Source organism: Thauera sp. (assembly GCF_047601425.1).
In the GTDB taxonomy this organism is placed as follows: domain Bacteria; phylum Pseudomonadota; class Gammaproteobacteria; order Burkholderiales; family Rhodocyclaceae; genus Thauera.
In genome coordinates this window covers 1050056-1068757 of record NZ_JASGJL010000001.1, presented here as the reverse complement: position 1 = coordinate 1068757, position 18702 = coordinate 1050056, and the positions used below count along the sequence as shown (strand labels likewise).

Below are 18702 nucleotides of genomic sequence, written 5' to 3'. Positions count from 1 at the left end.
GAAGGACACGCGAGCCAGGCCAAAAGTGCACCTGGATGGATCGATTATTCAAGCGAAGGCGACAGAGGTGGATGAGGCGCGCCGCCCTTTGATTCGGCCGTCTCAGCGGACGGGCCAAAGTGTTCCGCTGCTGCGTCAGGGCTGTGCAGCGGGCAGCACTCTCGTACAGAAGCGGGTGAAGGTTTGCACCCGGATCGGGAAGGCATCGGCCAGCATGGCGAGCGCAGCATCCGTGTCGTCGAGCGGGAACACGCCGGATATGCGCAGCCGTCCGAGCTGGGGAGCAAATCCCAGGTAGCCCTCGCGGTAGCGTGAAAGTTCGGCGATGAAATCCGGCAGCGGCATGCTGACGACACTGAGCCGCCCATTCAGCCAGTCGCCCGCCCCCGCAGGCTGGGTGTGCGGCGCACCGGCGCCGTGGCGGTCGAAGACGATTTCCTGCCCGTCGGACAGGCGAACGGGCTTCGCCATCGACAGAACAGGGCGTACTTCGACCACATCCTTCAGCACCTGCACGCTGGAATGATCGTCGTGCAGCCTGACCACGAAGCGCGTCCCCAATGCCCGCACCCTGCCATGCGGGGTATGCACGACGAAGGGACGTGCGGCACCGGGGAAGTTGTCGGGCTGCGTCTCGACGAGGATCTCGCCTGCACGCAGCAGGATACTGCGCTCATCCGCGCCAAACGCCACATCGACGGCGCTGCGGGTGTTGAGGTACAGCAGCGAGCCATCGGCCAGAACATGCCGGCTTCGCTCGCCGGTCCGGGTGCGCAGGCCAGCGTGCAGTTCGGGCGAGGACAGGTGGCGCCAGGTTTCGGCCCCGGCCAGTCCGGCGCATGCCGCCACCACGGCACCGCGCAACACCGTACGCCGCGAGGCCTTTTGCGACAGCACCGGCGACACGAGCTTGCCGGGAACCTTGTCGAACAGGCTGCGAACCTCCTGGATCCGCGCCCATGCCTGGCGGTTGGATGGACAGGCATCGAGCCAGCCCTGCCAGCGGAGGCGGTCGTGTTCTGTGGCATCTCCGGCCTGCAGACAGGCATACCAGAAGGCAGCCTCTTCGATGGGGCTGGAGGATTTACTCATGCCCTGCTCCGCCTTTCATGCCGGCGCGAAACGGCCCTCGCGTTCACGGCATCATCTCGCAGCAGTGCACCATGGCACGCGCAACATAGTTCTTGACGGTACGCAGCGACACGCCGAGGCGTTCGGCGATCTGCGCATACGGCATTTCCTCGAACTGGGCGAGCAGGAAGGCCTGTTTAACCTTGGGACCAAGGCCGTCGAGCATCTGGTCGATTTCCAGCAGCGCTTCTTTCATCAGCGCCTGCGTTTCGAGCGAGGGGATTTCGTCCTGCGGCAATGTCGCCAGCACTTCGAGATAGGCGCGTTCGATCGACTGGCGGCGGTAGAAGTTGGCCAGCAGCCGCCCGGCAACGGTGGCGAGGTAGGCCCGCGGTTCGCGCAGTGCCATCTGCATGTTGGCATGTGCGCACAGCACGCGGATGAAGGTGTCCTGCGCCAGATCGTCGGCATCTGCCTTGTTGCCCATCCTGGCCCGCAGCCAGCCGCTCAGCCAGCGGTGATTGGCTTGGTAGAGCATTGCGACATCATGCGCGGGTGCGCCGGCTTCGGTCATACCCATGATAGGACTTTATCAGGCCATCAAGATGATAACGCTTCTCATTATACACCCATTGGCCGCTGCCACACCCTGTTTTCCTCAAACGGCATTTTGATGGCTGAAGGTACAGCGGCCACTCCAGGGAGTTAGAATTTGCGGTTTTCCGCCCCAGCTGCGCATCGGAGTTCCCGCAATGCCCACCGCCCTGACCGAAAACCTCAACATTCTCGCCTTCGATCGCATGCCCTCGCCCGAGGAAATCAAGGCCAGCATCCCGCTCACCGAGCTGGCGGCGGCGTCGGTGGTGGCCGGACGCAGAGCGGTGATGGATATCCTGGACCGCAAGGACCCGCGCATCTTCGTCGTCGTCGGACCGTGCTCGATCCATGACCCGGTGGCCGGGCTCGACTATGCACGCCGCCTCAAGAGCTTGTCCGATGAAGTGTCGGACGTGATGCTGCTGGTGATGCGGGTGTATTTCGAGAAGCCGCGCACCTCGACCGGCTGGAAGGGTTTCATCAACGATCCCTTCATGGATGACTCCTTCCGCATCGACGTCGGCATGGAGCGCGCGCGCAAATTCCTGCTCGACGTCTGCGAGATCGGCCTGCCGACAGGCACCGAGGCGCTCGATCCGATCGCGCCGCAATACTATGGCGACCTGATTTCGTGGACGGCGATCGGAGCCCGCACGTCAGAGTCGCAGACCCACCGTGAAATGTCCTCGGGCCTATCGACGCCGGTCGGCTTCAAGAACGCCACCGACGGCGACCTCGACGTGGCGATCAATGCCATCATCTCGGCGGGCAGCCCGCACAGCTTCCTCGGCATCAACAGCCACGGCAAGTCGGCGATCACCCGCACCCGCGGCAACCGCTATGGCCACGTCGTGCTGCGCGGCGGCGGCGGCCGGCCGAACTACGACACGGTGTCGGTGTCGCTGGCCGAACAGGCGCTGGCCAAGGCCAAGCTGCCGAAGAACATCGTCGTTGACTGCTCGCACGCGAATTCCTGGAAGAAACCCGAGTACCAGCCGCTGGTGATGAAGGACGTGATGCACCAGATCCGTGAAGGGAACGAGTCGGTGGTCGGCCTGATGATCGAAAGCAACATCGAAGCCGGCAATCAGCCCATTCCCGACGATCTGTCGCAGCTCAAGTACGGCTGCTCGGTGACGGACGCCTGCGTGGGCTGGGAAACCACCGAGGAGATGATCCGCAACGCCGCGGTCATGCTGCGCGAAGTGGCCGGCAAGCGTGGAGCGGGTGCATGAATCTCGTCGTATTGGCGGAGGACGTCGATAGCATTGCGCTGAAGAACGTCGCCAAGCTGACGGGGGCGAGCGAGATCGAGCAGATCACCCCCCGTTCCTTCCGCCTGGTTGCGGCCCGGCGCCATCCGGATCTGGCGCAGGCCTGCGCCGCAGGCGGGCTGGACCACGCCTGGGTGCCCGACGGCCGCCAGCTGCGCGACTTCGGTCTGTTCGTCACCGACATGGACTCGACGCTGATCAACATCGAGTGCATCGACGAGATCGCCGACATGCAGGGCCTGAAGGCCCAGGTTGCCGCGATCACCGAAGCGGCGATGCAGGGCGAGATCGATTTCCGCGAGTCGCTGGCGCGCCGCGTGTCGCTGCTGGCCGGCCTGCCCGAAAGCGCGCTGGAAGCGGTCTACGTCCACCGCCTGCAACTGAACCCCGGTGCCGAGCGGCTGATGAAAGGCCTGCAGCGCGCCGGCATCCGCACCATGCTGGTGTCGGGCGGCTTCACCTATTTCACCGATCGCCTGAAGCAGCGCCTGGGCTTCGACCATGCCCATGCCAACGAACTCGAAGTGATCGACGGCCGCCTGAGCGGCCGCGTGCTCGGCGAGATCGTCGACGGCGAGGCCAAGGCCCGCCATCTGCAACGCGTCCGCGATGAACTCGGCCTGAAGCCTGAACAGGTGATCGCCGCCGGCGACGGCGCCAACGACATCCCGATGCTGAGCGCAGCCGGCTTCGGTATCGCTTTTCACCCAAAGCCCGCACTCCGCCAGGCGGCGGACTGCTGCATCGAACACAGCGGGCTGGATGGGGTGCTCGATCTGTTCGGCTGAAACGCTTCAGCCGCCGGCAAGTACTTCGCCGGCCACTTCTTCGCGCAAGCGTCCCGCCGTCATCCGCAGCACGCGCCCGCAGCGGCGGGCGAGCGACTCGTCGTGGGTGACGAGGATCAGGGTGGTGCCGGCTTCGCGATTGAGCGCGAACATCAGTTCGATGACGGCACGGCCGGTTTCGGCGTCGAGATTGCCGGTCGGCTCGTCGGCCAGCAGCAGGCGCGGATCGGGAGCGAAGGCCCGCGCCAGCGCGACGCGCTGCTGTTCGCCGCCGGACAGATGCTTGGGATAGTGGCGCAGCCTGCTTTCCAGGCCGACGCGCTGCAGCCATTGCGTGGCCGCCTCGCGCGCCTGCGGCATCCCGGCCAGTTCCAGCGGCAGCATCACGTTCTCCAGCGCGGTGAGCGCCGGCAGCAGCTGGAAGGACTGGAACACGAAGCCGATGGTCTCGCCGCGCAGCGCCGCGCGCGCATCTTCGTCGAGGGTGAAGAAGTCCGTGCCCTGCAGCCTGACCGAACCGTCCGATGGAACGTCCAGCCCGGCAAGCAATCCCAGCAGCGTCGATTTGCCCGAACCCGAGGCGCCGACGATGGCGACCGACTCGCCGGCACCGACGGTGAAGCCGACATCCTGCAGAATGTGCAGTTCACCTTCGCCGTCCGCTACCCTGACGCGCTTCGACAGGGATTCGACCTCGATGACCGGAATGGAGATTTCAATGCCGCTGCGATCCATCGCTATCTTCTTTTTCATGCTGCTGTTCGTCGGCGCCGCGCAAGCGGCGACCATCCTGGTATGGGGTGACAGCCTCTCCGCCGGCTACGGGCTGAAACCCGGCGAGGCCTGGCCCACCCTGTTGCAGACGCGGCTGCAGGAAAAAGGGTTCCGCCACACCGTCGTCAATGCCAGCGTGTCGGGCGAGACTTCCGCCGGCGGCCGCTCGCGCCTGCCGGCCGCGCTCGAACGCCACAAGCCCGCCATCGTCATCCTCGAGCTCGGCGCCAACGACGGCCTGCGCGGCCTGAAGCCGCAGCTGATGGCCGAGAACCTCGAGGCGATGATCAGCGCATCCCGTGAAGCCGGCGCCGAGGTGCTGCTCGTCGGCATGCAGATGCCGCCCAACTATGGTCCTGCCTATACCCGCCGCTTCGCCCAGGTCTTCGACGACGTCGCCAAGGCCCGGCAGGTCCCGCTGGTGCCTTTCCTGATGGAAGGCTTTGCAGACCAGCCTGAGCGCTTCCAGGCCGATGGCATCCACCCGGCGGCAGATGCCCAGCCGCTGGTGCTGGATACGGTATGGAGCGGCCTGGAGCCGATGCTGGGCAAGAGGTGAAGCCTCACACCACCGTCACCGCCGCCTCGCCCGCCACCATGCGGCCGATCACCGTGCCGGGCTCACCTTGTGCCGCTGTGATCGCGGCTTGCACTGCGTCCAGTATGCTTTCGTCGCAGGCGATCAGCAGGCCGCCCGAAGTCTGCGGATCGGTGACGAGCTTGCACTGCCACTCCGGTGCGTTCTCCGGCAGGCGCACTCCGCTGCCGTAGCTGGCCCAGTTGCGGGTCAACGCGCCGGTGGCGATGCCATCCCTGACCAGCGCCGCGGCTTCGTCGATGACCGGCAGCTGATCGATGCGCACTTCCGCGCCGAGCTTGCCGCCGCGGCACATTTCCAGCAGGTGCCCGGCCAGGCCGAAGCCGGTGACGTCGGTGACGGCGTGCACGCCATCGAGCTCGGCAAGCGCGATACCGGCACGGTTCAGCGTCGTGGTCCACTTCACCATCCGGGCATAACCTTGCGGCGACAGCAGGCCTTTTTTCAGCCCCGCCGACAGGATGCCGATGCCGAGCGGCTTGGACAGCACCAGCACGTCGCCGGCGCGCGCGCCGGCATTGGTCTTGACCTTGGCCGGATCGACCACCCCCAGGCCGACCAGGCCGTAGATCGGCTCCAGGACGTCGATCGAATGGCCGCCAGCGATCGGGATGCCGGCCTCGCGGCAGACTTCCGCTCCGCCCTTTAGGATCTCGCCGATGACTTCGCGCGGCAGCTTGTCGAGCGGCATGCCGACGATCGCCAGCGCGAAGATCGGCGAGCCGCCCATCGCATAGACGTCGGACAAGGCATTGGTGGCGGCAATGCGGCCGAAGTCGCGCGGATCATCAACGATCGGGGTAAAGAAATCGGTGGTGGCGACAACCGCCTGGCGATCGTTCAGCCGATAGACTGCAGCGTCGTCCGAGGTGTCGGTGCCGACCAGCAGCTCGGGCGGCACCAGGCCGGCCGGCATCGTCGCCAGCAGTTCGGTCAGCACGCCGGGCGCGATTTTGCAGCCGCAGCCGCCGCCATGGGAAAATTGCGTGAGTTTGATTTCGTTCATATCCGGATAGAGGAGCAGCGGGCGCGCGGAGAATAGCCGGAACGTGCCTGCGACAACATGAGAAAAGGCGTCGCGACCGTAGCACAGCTGTCCGGCTTTGACGAGATCATCGATGCCCGCAGCCCGGCGGAATTCGCCGAGGACCGCATCCCGGGCGCGGTCAACCTGCCGGTGCTGGACAACGAGCAGCGCATCGCGGTCGGCACCCTGTACAGGCAATCCCCCTTCGAGGCCCGCCGGCTGGGTGGGGCGCTGGTTGCGGAGAACATCGCCCGCCATCTCCAGGGCCATCTCAAGGACAAGCCGAGAAAATGGCGGCCACTGGTGTATTGCTGGCGCGGCGGGCAGCGCAGCGGCTCATTCACGTCGTGGCTGCGCATGGTGGGCTGGGACGCCCATCAACTGGAAGGCGGCTACAAGAGCTTCCGCCACCACGTCATCGGCGAGATCGCGCATCACGCCTCGGCACTGCGCTGGCGCGTCGTCTGCGGCCCCACCGGCAGCGCCAAGACGCGGGTGCTCGAAGCGCTCGCGCGCGCCGGCGCGCAGACGCTGGATCTCGAAGACCTCGCCGCCCACAAGGGCTCGGTGCTCGGAGCCCTGCCCGGCCGCCCGCAACCGGCGCAGAAGCATTTCGAGACTCAATTGTGGGCCAGGATGGCGGCGTTCGATCCAGCCGGCCCGGTGTATGTCGAAGCGGAAAGCCGCAAGATCGGTGCGCTCTTCGTGCCGGAGCCGCTGATCCTCGCGATGCGCCGCGCGCCCTGCATCGCCATCGAGGCCAGCCGCGAGGCGAGGCTCGAGTTCCTGGTGCGCGATTACGCCTATCTCGGCGACGACATTACCCGCCTGCGCGCCAACATCGACCGCCTGGCTGAATTGCAGAGCCGCAGAACCATCGGGCACTGGCATGCGCTTGCCGAGGCCCGGGCCCTGCCCGAGCTGTTCGGAGAACTCATCGACCTGCATTACGACCCGCTCTACCGCCGCTCGCAGCACGGTAACTACGCCGGCTTCGGCGATGCCCCAAGCCTGGAAACCGACGATCTCAGCCAAACCGGCATCGACGCGCTGGCACGGCGGATACTGAGTAACGGCCCGGGCTGATGCCGGCGCGATGCAGGAGGGCTGACGAGGTTTCCCCGCCTGGCGGTCAGGGCAGCACCAGCGTTGCGGCCTGTCCGCGTACCGCGCACACCCGCTGCACCATGGCCGGGCGAGGCGCATGCACTTCACCCTGCTCGAAGGCGGCGATGGTCCAGTCCCCTCTCAGCCGTTCGAGCAGTTCGTTCGGCCGCAGCAGGAATTCGGGGTTGCTCGGCTTGCCGAACCGCTCGTTGCCGAGCATGAAGGTCTCGTAGATCAGCACCCCGCCCGGCCGCAGTACCGTCAGCAAATGGCCGAGGTATGGGCGGTACAGGTAGTTGGTGACGACGACGGCGTCGAACTGGCGGCCGGCATATGGCCATGTCTCGCCTTCGAGATCGGCCTCGCAGGTGGTGACCTTGGGCAAGCCTTGCAGAAGCTGCAGCGCAATGCCGTCGCGGTCGACCGCTTCGACACGGAAGCCGCGCTGCGCCAGCCAGCGCGCATGGCGGCCGCTGCCGCAGGCGTAATCCAGAATTGCGCCACCGGAAGCGATCAGCGGCGCGAACCGCGTCACCCAGCTGGAAGGCGTGCTCGCGGCGGTGTGCAGGAGGTCGTGCATGGGTTATTCCAGTTGTCCCGAGTCGTGCCTCATTCTAACCAGCCCGTCAGCGAATGCGCCTTCCTCATCGCCGGCGACAGTGATGCTTGTCATGACTCTCGAGTGGCGCCGACATGCCATCGCATTCGGCAAGCGATCTGTGCTATAGATTCAGGCCATCGCCAGCATGCCCGCCTGGCCCATTGGTGGTTTACGACAAGGCAATGGATCGCGCTCTGGACAAGGAGTCCCGGACACCTGCTCGCATCGCAGCGGGCCTCGCGCCATTGCTCGCCGTCCCGCCGTCTCTCGCAGCCGATGGCATGCACCTGGCTGCGGGCGGACAGAACTGGCTTTGGCCCGTCCTGTGCCTGCTGGCCGGCGTGGCACTGGGCCATGTCCTCGGCAGCCGCAGGCGTGCGAGCGCCCGCCCCGCAGCACCGCTTGCGACACCCCCCGCAATGGCCACCGCACCAGCGCCCGCTCCTTCGGCCAACGAGCGCCTCTACCTCGACATGCTCGAATCGGTCAGCGAAGTCATCTTCCGCACCGACGTCGAAGGCAGGCTCACTTACTTGAACGGCGTGTGGCAGGAACTCAGCGGCCATGCCGTCGAGGCCAGCCTGGGCAAGCCGCTTCACGAGTTCCTCCACCCCGACGACCGTGAAGCCGCAATGCAGCTGTGCGGAGATCTGATTGCCGGCTCAAGCGCCGACTGTGAGCGAGAGTTCCGCCTGCGGACCCGCAGCGGAGAGATCCGCTGGATCGAGGTCACCGCGCATCGGGCGCCGGACACTGAGCCGGGAGAAGGCGGCCTGACCGGCACGGTGGATGACATTTCGGCGCGCAAGGTGGCCGAGCTGAGCCTGCGCAACCTCAACCAGGAACTGGAAGCGCGCGTGCGGCTGCGGACGGCCGAGCTGGAAGCCTCGAACCGCGAGCTCGAAGCCTTCTCGTATTCGGTCTCCCATGATCTGCGGGCGCCGCTGCGCGCCATCGACGGCTTTGCCCGCATCCTAGAGGACGAACTCGGCAGCAAGACCGAAGTACGCACGCTGGCGCATCTGTCGCGGATCCGCAAGGCAACGGAACGCATGGCGAACCTGATCGATTCGCTGATCAATCTTGCCATGCTGACGCGGCAGCCGCTGCAGAAGGAAAGCTTCAGCCTGTCGGAACTTGCCCACCAGATCGTCGAGGAACTGCAGGCCGAGGAGCCCGGACGCGAGGTCTCGATCGAGATCACCGAGGGGCTCGATGTCATTGCCGACCGGGCCCTGGCCTTCTCGCTGCTCGACAACCTGTTGCGAAACGCCTGGAAATTCACCGCACACTGCACCCCGGCCCGGATTGCCCTGAGTGCCGAACGCGTCAATGGACGCCGCGTGTTCTGCGTTTCCGACAATGGCGTCGGCTTCGACATGAGCCATGCGGGCAACCTGTTCCGCCCCTTCTACCGCATGCATGACGAGGCGTTTCCCGGCACGGGCATCGGCCTGGCGACGGTGCAGCGCATCGTCCAGCGCCACGACGGCTCGATCAGGGCCGAATCGAAACCGGGTGAAGGCACGCGCTTCCTGTTCACCCTCGGGCGATGACATCCGAGCGTGACGCTGTACCCGCCCATGGATGCAGTTTTGAGCTTTAATCGTCGGCAACGATACGAATTTTGTGCACTGCAGTATAATTTTCGAAGTCAATACATCAATTTTGCAGACGCCTGGAACGGCAGGCGGGTGCGACAGCCAATTTACGGAAACAGGTTGCAGCCATGAAAGAAACGCACTACCTCACCCCGCTTCTCGAACCGCGCTCGGTCGGGATCATCGGCGCCAGTGAGCGCGAGGGTTCGCTGGGCGATGTGCTGGTCCGCAACATGCTCGACGCCGGCTACAAGGGCAAGCTCTTCGCCATCAATCCAAAGCATGATTCGGTGCGGGGCATCGCCTGCTACAAATCGGTCGAGGACGTGCCCCAGCGCCTGGATCTGGTGGTGATCGCGGTGCGCGCGGAAAAGGTGCTGGCCATCCTCGACAGTTGTGGCCGTGCCGGCGTCAAGGCTGCGATCCTGCTGTCCTCCGGTTTTTCCGAGGCGGGCCCGCGCGGCGCACTGCTGGAGCGCCAGGTGGTCGACGCCGCCCAGCGCCACCGCATCCGCCTGCTCGGCCCCAACTGCCTGGGCATCATGCGCCCGCAGCTCGGCCTCAATGCCACCTTTGCCCACACCAGCGCGCAGAAAGGCAGCATCGGCCTGATTTCCCAGTCCGGCGCGCTCTGTGCCGCGATCCTCGACTGGGCCAAGCCGAACAACGTCGGCTTCTCGGCGGTCGTGTCGCTCGGCACCTCGTCCGACATCGACTTCGGCGACGTGCTGGAGTACATGATTTCCGACCCGCGCACCGAGAGCATCTTCCTGTACGTCGAAGGCATCCGCGACGCGCGCCGCTTCATGAGCGCCCTGCGCGGCGCGGCGCGGGTCAAGCCGGTGCTGCTGATCAAGGCCGGCCGCCACCCCGAGGCCTCGCGCGCGATCCTGTCGCATTCGGCGGCGCCGATCGGCGACGATGCGGTGTTCGATGCCGCGCTGCGCCGCGCCGGCGTGATCCGCCTGTACAACCTCGGCCAGCTGTTCGCCGCGGCCAACGCGCTGTTCTCGCACTTCCGCCCACGCGGCAACCGCCTGGCGGTGATCACCAACGGCGGCGGGCCGGGCATCATGGCCGCCGACCGCGCTGCAGACATCGGCATCCCGCTGTCGGAGTTCACCGAAGGCACGATGGAGAAGCTCAATGCGGTACTGCCGGCCAACTGGTCGCGCGGCAACCCGATCGACATCCTCGGCGACGCCGATGCCGAGCGCTACAGCAAGGCGGTGAAGGCCACGCTGGAAGGCCCCAACGTCGATGGCGTGCTGGTGATGCTGACGCCGCAGGGCATGACCGACCCGAGCGCCGTCGCCGACGCCCTGATCGAGATCGAGAAGACCGCCGACAAGCCGGTCGTCGCCTGCTGGATGGGCGAAGAGCAGGTCGCCGAGTCGCGCCACAAGTTCAGCACCGCGGGCATCCCGCACTTCCGTACCCCCGAGCCCGCGGTCGAGCTGTTCAGCCACATCTCGGCCTATTACCGCAACCAGAAGCTGCTGATGCAGACGCCGTCCTCGCTGTCGCACCTGTCGCCGCCCTCGATCGAAAGCGCGCGGCTGGTGATCGAGATGGCGATGTCCGAGCGCCGCAAGAAGCTCAACGAGATGGAGTCGAAGGCGCTGCTGGCGGCCTTCCGCATCCCGATCGCGCAGACCGTGGTGGCGCGCTCGGCTGCCGAGGCGATGGTGCTCGCCACCGAGATCGGCCTGCCGGTGGTGATGAAGATCGATTCGCCGAGCATCGTGCACAAATCCGACGTCGGCGGCGTGCGCCTGAACATCCGCAGCCTGGTGGCGGTGCGTTCGACCTATCAGGAAATCCTCGATGAAGTGAAGCGCGTGCAGCCTGACGCGGTCATCAACGGCATCGCCATCGAGCCGATGATCCAGAAGCGCAACGGCCGCGAACTGGTCGTCGGCGTCAAGCGCGACCCGGTGTTCGGGCCGGTGATCACCTTCGGCGAAGGCGGCAACCTGGTCGAGGCCAACCGTGACGTCGCCGTTGCCCTGCCGCCGCTCAACAGCTACCTGGTCAAGGACATGATCCGCTCGACCCGGATCTACCACCGCCTGGGCGAGTTCCGCCATCTGCCGGCGGTCGATATGACGGCGCTGGAACTGGTGCTGCTGCGGGTGTCGGAGATGGTCTGCGAACTGCCGTGGATCACCGAGATGGAAATCAACCCGCTGATCGTCGACGAAAACGGCGCGGTCGCGGTCGATGCCAGCATCGTGGTCGACAACGTGTCGCCGACGGCGGACCGCTACGACCACATGGCGATCCACCCCTACCCCTCGCACCTGACCCAGACCTGGATCGTGCCGGACGGCACCACCGTGACGATCCGTCCGATCAAGCCCGAGGACGCCGAACTCGAAGTCGAGTTCGTGCGCGGCCTCTCTTCCGAAACCAAGTACTACCGCTTCATGAACACCATGCGCGAACTGCCGCCGGCGATGGTCGCGCGCCTGACCCAGATCGACTACGACCGCGAGATGGCCTTCGTCGCCACGCTCGAAGTCGATGGCCAGGAAAAGGAAATCGGCGTCTGCCGCTATGCCGTCAACCCCGATGGCGAGTCCTGCGAGTTCGCCGTGGTCGTCGCCGACGACTGGCAGCATCGCGGCCTCGCGCGCAAGCTGATGGGCGTGCTGATCGAGACCGCCCGCAGCCGCGGCATCGCCTACATGAACGGCGTGTTCCTGTCGAACAACGAGCGCATGCTCAAGTTCGTGCAGAAACTCGGCTTCGTGCTCAGCAACGACCCCGAGGACAACACGGTCAAGCTCGGCGTGCTGTCGCTGCAGGACTGATGACGATGGCAGCCGGCATCGAACGCATCGACTTCCGCGGCCAGCCCGCGCTGCGGCTGGCCACCGGCAACGCTGCGGCCGCCGTGGTGAGCCTGTTCGGCGGCCAGGTGCTGTCATGGACGCCGCCGGATGGCGGAGAGCGGCTCTACCTGAGTCCGCAGGCAGTGTTCGACGGCAGCACGGCGATCCGCGGCGGCATTCCGGTCTGCTTTCCGCAGTTTTCCGACCGCGGCCCGCTGACGCGGCACGGCTTTGCCCGCACGGCGAACTGGCGCGTGCTGACCGAGCGCAGCAGCAGCGACTACGCGCTGGTCACGCTTGAGTTGAGCAACGACGACATTGGGCAGACGGACTGGCCTCACGCCTTCGTCAGCGAACTCAGCATCCTCGTCGAGGGCAGCCGGCTCGACCTCGAATTCGAGGTGAACAACACGGGCGGCGAAAGCTTCGATTTCACCGCCGCGCTGCACACCTATCTGGCGGTACGCGAGGTCGAGGAAGCCCGTCTCGAAGGCCTCCACGGCTACAGCTACACCGACCAGATCGAAGCCGGCCGCGTCCAGCGCGACAGCGGCGACGCGCTGCTGGTCGAGGCCGAGGTCGATCGCATCTACCGCCGGGTCGAGCGCCCGCTGCTGCTGCGCGAACACGGCCGCAGCCTGGGCATCAACGCCGACGGCTTCACCGACGTGGTGGTGTGGAACCCCTGGCTCGATCGCTGCGCCGCCATCGCCGATATGCCCGACGACGGTTTCCGCCGCATGCTCTGCGTCGAAGCCGCTGCCGTGCATACCCCGGTACGCCTTGCCCCTGGCGAAAGCTGGTGGGGCCGGCAGACGCTGGTCGTACTCTGAGCGGGCACTTCCGGCGCTGCGGCGCACCATGAGCAGGCACGGCTGCGCGCCGCTCACCTGATCAGTGCATCGACGGCCTTGCGCAGCACGGCCTGTTGCCCCGGAAACGATGCTCCTGCGGCCATAACGCGGGCTGGCACGACTCCTGCTGATGACTCCTGTCCCCCTCCCCCCGACAGGAGTCACCCATGAAAACACAACGCCGTTCCTTCCTTCAGCGCCTGGGCCTTGCCTCCGCTGCCGCACTGATGCTGGCCACGCCGTTCACGGCCCAGGCCGACGCCCTCGACAAGGTACAGAAAGCAGGGGTCATCCGCATCGCCATCCCTCAGGATTTTCCGCCCTTCGGCTCGCTCGGCGCCGACCTCAAGCTCCAGGGCTACGACATCGACATGGCCAACATTGTCGCCGGAGAGCTCGGCGTCAAGGTCGAGCTGATTCCGGTGACCAGCACCAACCGCATCCCTTTCCTGACCACCGGCAAGGCCGACCTGGTGATCTCCAGCCTGGGCAAGAATCCGGAACGCGCCAAGGTCATCGACTTCTCCGCACCCTACGTGCCCTTCGTCAAGAGCGTGTATGGCCCGCCGGACGCCGCCATTGCCGGCCCGGCCGACCTCGCCGGCAAGATCGTGGGCGTCACCCGCGGCTCGACCGAGGATCTGGCGCTGACCGACATCGCCCCCAAGGGCACCAGCATCAAGCGCTACGAGGACAACAACGCCACCATCGCGTCCTACCTGACCGGCCAGGTGGAACTGGTGACGATCGGCAACATCGTCGCCAACGCCGTCAATGACAAGACCGGCCAGCGGCCGATGGCAGCCAAGTTCGCGGTCGAGAACACGCCCAGCTACATCGGCGTCGCCAAGGGCGAGACGGCGCTGCTGGACAAGGTGAACGCGATCATCGCCAAGGCCAGGGCCGACGGCCGCCTGAACGAGTTCTCGCTGCGCTGGCTGAAGGAACCGCTGCCGGACAACATCTGACGGGCGCGCCCTGCCATGGCTTATCAGTTCGACTTTCTGGCGGTCTTCGACTACGGCGACATGCTGCTGAAGGGCGCGGCGTTCACATTGGCGATGGCGGCGGTCGGCGCGGCGGCCGGCACGACCATCGGCATCACCGGCGGCATGTGCCGGGCCTGGAAGCTGCATCCGTTCGACTGGCTGTTCGGCGCCTACGTCGAACTGATCCGCAACACGCCCTTCCTGGTGCAGTTGCTGTTCATCTTCTTCGGCCTGCCCTCGCTGGGCGTGCAGATCAGCGAATGGCAGGCGAGCTTCCTGGCGGTGGTGGTGAACCTGGGCGCCTACACCACCGAGATTATCCGCGCCGGCATCCAGGCCACGCCGCGCGGGCAGATCGAGGCGGCGCAGTCGCTGGCGATGAGCCGGCTGCAGATCTTCTTCCACGTCGTGCTGCGGCCGGCGCTGCAGAAGGTGTGGCCGGCGCTGTCGAGCCAGATCGTCATCGTCATGCTCGGCTCGGCGGTGTGCTCGCAGATCGCCGCCGAGGATCTGACCTTTGCCGCCAACTTCATCCAGTCGCGCAACTTCCGCGCCTTCGAGACCTATCTGGTGGTGACGGCGATGTACTTCGCAATGGCCTGGATGGTGCGCCATGCGCTGAACGTGTTCGGCCGCCGCGTGATCGTCGCGCGCAAGCCGCAGACCAGGGGGGCGTGAGCGATGCTGACGCAGTTTTCGATCTGGGCCCTGCTCGACAGCCTGGCCTCAGGCGCCAAATGGACGGTGGCGCTGTCGCTGATCGCCTTCGTCTGCGGCGGCATCGCCGGGCTGATCGTGCTGTTCGCCAGGGTGTCCGGCAATCGCGCGCTGACCATGCTGAGCAAGGCCTACATCGAGATCTTCCAGGGCACGCCGCTGCTGATGCAGTTGTTCATCATCTTCTTCGGTCTGTCGATGCTGGGTGTGGACGTTTCCGCCTGGCTGGCGGCGGCGGTCGGGCTGACCCTGTTCACCAGTGCCTACCTGGCTGAGATCTGGCGCGGCTGCGTCGAGGCCGTGCCCAAGGGCCAGTGGGAAGCCTCTGCCAGCCTGGCGCTGAACTACCGCGAGCAGATGCGCCACGTGGTGCTGCCGCAGGCGCTGCGCATCGCCATCGCGCCGACCGTGGGCTTCCTGGTGCAGGTGGTCAAGAGCACTGCGGTGGCCTCGATCATCGGCTTCACCGAACTGACCAAGACCGGCTCGATGCTGGCGAACGCCACTTTCCAGCCCTTCCTGATCTTCGGCCTCGTGGCCATCGCCTATTTCCTGCTGTGCTACCCGCTTTCGCTGTACGCCAGACATCTGGAGACCCAATACCATGCCGCTCGTTAAACTCAGAGGCGTGCACAAGACCTTCGGCAGCAACCACGTGCTCAAGGGTATCGACCTCGACGTCGAGGCCGGCGACGTGGTGGCGCTGATCGGCCGCAGCGGCTCGGGCAAGAGCACCCTGCTGCGCACCATCAACGGCCTGGAAAGCATCGACCGCGGCGAACTGGTGGTCGACGGCGTCGCCCTCGACGACGGTTTCGGCGACCTGCGCACGCTGCGCCAGAAGGTCGGCATGGTGTTCCAGCAGTTCAACCTGTTTCCGCATCTGACGGTGGGCGAGAACGTGATGCTGGCGCTGAAGGTGGTGAAGAAGACCGCCCATGCCGAAGCCGGCGACATCGCGAAGGAGATGCTGCTGAAAGTCGGCCTGGCGGAGAAGTTCTCCGCCTACCCCGACCAGCTGTCCGGCGGCCAGCAGCAGCGCGTGGCGATCGCCCGCGCACTGGCGATGCGGCCGCGGGTGCTGCTGTGTGACGAGATCACCTCGGCGCTCGACCCCGAACTGGTCAATGAAGTGCTGGCCGTGGTGCGGCAGCTCGCCGAGGAAGGCATGACGCTGATCATGGTGACGCACGAGATGCGCTTCGCCCGCGAGGTCGGCAACAAGCTGATCTTCATGCACCACGGCCTGATCCACGAGAGCGGCGCCCCCAGGCAGCTGTTCGCCGAACCGGGCACGCCGGAGCTGGCCAATTTCATCGGCGCAGTGTCCTGAAAGGACGCTGCCAAACACAGGCTCACCCTCCCCACCCCGCGTGCCCGGCTGCTCGCCCGCCAGGCATGCGGGGTGTTTTTTGCTGGGCAGGAATCTGCGCCCAGCCGAGGCGAAGCCTGCTTCAGGCTTGTCGGGGCGCGCCGCTTGCTGCACCATCCCGCCCTCCGTTTCACCCGAACGTCCTCAGACAATGCTCCCTCCGATCGAACACCGCATCGCCGAAGAAATCGGCGTTTCCCCGCGCCAGGTCATTTCCGCCGTCCAGCTGCTGGACGACGGCGCCACCGTGCCCTTCATCGCCCGCTACCGCAAGGAAGTCACCGGCGGCCTGGACGACACCCAGCTGCGCACGCTGGAAGAGCGCCTGGGCTACCTGCGCGAGCTCGAAGACCGCCGTGCCACGGTGCTCGCCTCGGTCGAGGAACAGGGCAAGCTGACGGCCGAGCTGCGCAACGAGATCGAGCATGCCGAAAGCAAGCAGCGCCTCGAAGACCTCTACCTGCCCTACAAGCCCAAGCGCCGCACCAAGGCCCAGATCGCCCGCGAAGCCGGCCTCGGCCCGCTGGCCGAGGCCCTGCTCGCCGACCCGGCGCTGGTGCCCGAGGACGAAGCCAGCAAGTACCTCAACGCCGAGGCCGGCTTCGCCGACGCCAAGGCGGTGCTCGACGGCGCGCGCCAGATCCTGATGGAAGCCTTCGCCGAAGACGCCGCACTGCTGGGCGAACTGCGCAGCTACCTGCACGAACACGGCCAGGTGCGATCGACCGTGATCGAAGGCAAGGAAAACGAAGGCGCCAAGTTCCGCGACTGGTTCGACTTCCAGGAAGCCATCGCCACGATGCCTTCGCACCGCGCACTGGCCTTGCTGCGCGGCCGCAACGAAGGCGTGCTGCGGCTGGCGCTGGACGTCGAGCGCGCGGACGCCGATGCGCCCCATCCCTGCGAAGGCCGCATCGCCGCCCGCTTCGGCATCCGCAACCAGGCCCGCCCGGCCGACCGCTGGCTGGCCGACACCGTGCGCTGGGCCTGGAGCGTGAAGATCTCGATCCACCTCGAACTGGAACTGATGGGCGAACTGCGCGACCGCGCCGAGGAAGAGGCGATCCGCGTCTTCGCCCGCAACCTGAAGGACCTGCTGCTCGCCGCGCCCGCCGGCACCCGCGCCACGATCGGGCTGGACCCCGGCATCCGCACCGGCGTCAAGGTCGCGGTGGTCGATGCCACCGGCAAGCTGGTGGATACCGCAACGGTCTATCCTTTCGAACCCCGCCGCGACCGCGAATCCGCCATCGCCACGATCGCCGCGCTGGCGAAGAAGCATGCGGTCGAGCTGATCGCGATCGGCAACGGCACCGCCTCGCGCGAAACCGATGCGCTGGTGGCCGAACTGATGAAGCGCCACGCCGAGCTGCCGCTGACCAAGATCGTGGTGTCGGAAGCCGGCGCCTCGGTGTATTCGGCCTCCGAGCTCGCCGCGCGCGAATTCCCCGATCTCGACGTCAGCCTGCGCGGTGCGGTCTCCATCGCCCGCCGCCTTCAGGACCCGCTGGCCGAACTGGTCAAGATCGATCCCAAGTCGATCGGCGTCGGCCAGTACCAGCACGACGTCAACCAGGGCCGCCTGGCGAAGAGCCTGGACGCGGTGGTCGAGGACTGCGTGAACGCCGTCGGCGTGGATGTGAACACCGCCTCGGTGCCGCTGCTCGCCCGCATCTCCGGCCTGAACGCCACGCTCGCCGGCAACATCGTCGAATACCGCAACACCAAGGGCCCGTTCCGCAGCCGCGACGCGCTGAAGGACGTGCCCCGCCTCGGCCCCAAGACCTTCGAGCAGGCCGCCGGCTTCCTGCGCATCCCCAGCGGCGACAACCCGCTCGATGCCTCGTCGGTGCACCCGGAAGCCTATCCGGTGGTCGAACGCATCATCGCCAGGGTGCAGAAGAGCGTGCGCGAGCTGATGGGCAACGGCAGCTTCCTGAAGAGCCTGAAGCCCACCGAATTCACCGACGAACGCTTCGGCCTGCCGACGGTGCAGGACATCCTGGCCGAACTGGAAAAGCCCGGCCGCGACCCGCGCCCCGAGTTCCGCACCGCCAGCTTCCGCGAAGGCGTCGAGACCCTGAAGGACCTGCAGCCCGGCATGCAGCTCGAAGGCGTGGTCACCAACGTCACCAACTTCGGCGCCTTCGTCGACATCGGCGTGCATCAGGACGGCCTGGTGCACATCTCCGCGCTGTCCAATACCTTCGTCAAGGACCCGCACAGCGTCGTCAAGGCCGGCCAGGTGGTGAAGGTCAAGGTGCTGGAAGTGGACATCCCGCGCAGCCGCATCGCCCTGACCATGCGCCTGGGCGACGAAGTCGCGCCGAAGCGCAACGACGGCCATGACATTCGTGGCATCGACCGCCGTGGTGGCGATCGCCACGGCGCCGGCCGTGACCGTCCTACGTCCGCACCTCGCCGCGGCCAGGACAAACCCGCCGCCGGCAATGCGCTGGCCGAAGCCTTCGCCCGCGCGCGCGGCAGCAAATAAG

At 66.3% G+C, this 18702-nt stretch carries 17 protein-coding genes; 12 read left to right on the top strand and 5 right to left on the bottom strand.

The window, feature by feature from the left end; genetic code table 11:
• Window positions 1-135: 135 nt before the first annotated feature.
• Together QM748_RS05150 and QM748_RS05145 are read right to left on the bottom strand one after the other, a co-directional pair.
• On the bottom strand, window positions 136-1092 hold the full coding sequence (locus QM748_RS05150) for a FecR domain-containing protein (protein ID WP_415245966.1): 957 nt from the start codon (window positions 1090-1092) through the stop codon (window positions 136-138).
• Between the two features lie 43 nt (window positions 1093-1135).
• Window positions 1136-1651: a sigma-70 family RNA polymerase sigma factor gene (locus tag QM748_RS05145; RefSeq protein WP_415245965.1), complete on the bottom strand. Its 516-nt coding sequence runs from the start codon at window positions 1649-1651 to the stop codon at window positions 1136-1138.
• A gap of 172 nt (window positions 1652-1823) precedes the next feature.
• Here QM748_RS05145 and QM748_RS05140 point away from each other — a divergent pair, with 172 nt between their 5' ends.
• Together QM748_RS05140 and serB are read left to right on the top strand one after the other, a co-directional pair.
• Entirely contained in the window at window positions 1824-2903 is a 1080-nt protein-coding gene (locus tag QM748_RS05140) for a 3-deoxy-7-phosphoheptulonate synthase (RefSeq protein ID WP_415245964.1), read from the top strand.
• Entirely contained in the window at window positions 2900-3730 is an 831-nt protein-coding gene (serB, locus tag QM748_RS05135; RefSeq protein WP_415245963.1) for a phosphoserine phosphatase SerB, read from the top strand. The genes QM748_RS05140 and serB overlap by 4 nt, the downstream gene beginning before the upstream one ends.
• Before the next feature lie 6 nt (window positions 3731-3736).
• Here the strand turns inward: serB and QM748_RS05130 are convergent, their stop codons facing one another.
• The gene (locus tag QM748_RS05130) at window positions 3737-4465 is read right to left on the bottom strand and encodes an ABC transporter ATP-binding protein (protein WP_415248022.1); all 729 of its coding nucleotides are present in this window, start codon (window positions 4463-4465) and stop codon (window positions 3737-3739) included.
• Between QM748_RS05130 and QM748_RS05125 the strand changes: the two genes are divergently transcribed.
• On the top strand, window positions 4449-5063 hold the full coding sequence (locus tag QM748_RS05125) for an arylesterase (protein ID WP_415245962.1): 615 nt from the start codon (window positions 4449-4451) through the stop codon (window positions 5061-5063). The genes QM748_RS05130 and QM748_RS05125 overlap by 17 nt on opposite strands.
• A gap of 4 nt (window positions 5064-5067) precedes the next feature.
• Here the strand turns inward: QM748_RS05125 and selD are convergent, their stop codons facing one another.
• A complete protein-coding gene (gene selD, locus QM748_RS05120) occupies window positions 5068-6108 on the bottom strand; it encodes a selenide, water dikinase SelD (protein WP_415245961.1) in 1041 nt (346 codons plus the stop codon).
• Window positions 6109-6165: 57 nt separating this feature from the next.
• On the opposite strand from selD, the gene mnmH reads away from it, so the two are divergent.
• Entirely contained in the window at window positions 6166-7215 is a 1050-nt protein-coding gene (gene mnmH / locus QM748_RS05115; protein WP_415245960.1) for a tRNA 2-selenouridine(34) synthase MnmH, read from the top strand.
• Window positions 7216-7261: 46 nt separating this feature from the next.
• Here the strand turns inward: mnmH and QM748_RS05110 are convergent, their stop codons facing one another.
• Window positions 7262-7816: a class I SAM-dependent methyltransferase gene (locus QM748_RS05110; protein WP_415245959.1), complete on the bottom strand. Its 555-nt coding sequence runs from the start codon at window positions 7814-7816 to the stop codon at window positions 7262-7264.
• Between the two features lie 302 nt (window positions 7817-8118).
• Here QM748_RS05110 and QM748_RS05105 point away from each other — a divergent pair, with 302 nt between their 5' ends.
• The 8 genes from QM748_RS05105 to QM748_RS05070 all read left to right on the top strand — a co-directional run bounded on the left by QM748_RS05105 (window position 8119) and on the right by QM748_RS05070 (window position 18701).
• Complete coding sequence (locus QM748_RS05105; RefSeq protein ID WP_415245958.1) at window positions 8119-9393, top strand: sensor histidine kinase; 1275 nt, start codon at window positions 8119-8121, stop codon at window positions 9391-9393.
• A 173-nt stretch (window positions 9394-9566) separates the two neighbouring features.
• The gene (locus QM748_RS05100; protein ID WP_415245957.1) at window positions 9567-12254 is read left to right on the top strand and encodes a GNAT family N-acetyltransferase; all 2688 of its coding nucleotides are present in this window, start codon (window positions 9567-9569) and stop codon (window positions 12252-12254) included.
• A 5-nt stretch (window positions 12255-12259) separates the two neighbouring features.
• Complete coding sequence (locus QM748_RS05095; RefSeq protein WP_415248021.1) at window positions 12260-13108, top strand: D-hexose-6-phosphate mutarotase; 849 nt, start codon at window positions 12260-12262, stop codon at window positions 13106-13108.
• A gap of 188 nt (window positions 13109-13296) precedes the next feature.
• Complete coding sequence (locus QM748_RS05090; RefSeq protein ID WP_415245956.1) at window positions 13297-14097, top strand: transporter substrate-binding domain-containing protein; 801 nt, start codon at window positions 13297-13299, stop codon at window positions 14095-14097.
• Window positions 14098-14112: 15 nt separating this feature from the next.
• On the top strand, window positions 14113-14796 hold the full coding sequence (locus QM748_RS05085; protein WP_415245955.1) for an amino acid ABC transporter permease: 684 nt from the start codon (window positions 14113-14115) through the stop codon (window positions 14794-14796).
• Between the two features lie 6 nt (window positions 14797-14802).
• Entirely contained in the window at window positions 14803-15453 is a 651-nt protein-coding gene (locus QM748_RS05080; protein ID WP_415248020.1) for an amino acid ABC transporter permease, read from the top strand.
• Window positions 15440-16168, top strand: a complete 729-nt coding sequence (locus QM748_RS05075; protein ID WP_415245954.1) for an amino acid ABC transporter ATP-binding protein — start codon at window positions 15440-15442, stop codon at window positions 16166-16168. Before QM748_RS05080 ends, QM748_RS05075 begins: the two co-directional genes overlap by 14 nt.
• A 190-nt stretch (window positions 16169-16358) precedes the next feature.
• Window positions 16359-18701 carry a Tex family protein gene (locus tag QM748_RS05070; RefSeq protein ID WP_415245953.1) on the top strand — a complete coding sequence of 781 codons (2343 nt, stop codon included), beginning with the start codon at window positions 16359-16361 and terminating at the stop codon, window positions 18699-18701.
• The last annotated feature ends 1 nt before the right edge of the window (window position 18702 follow it).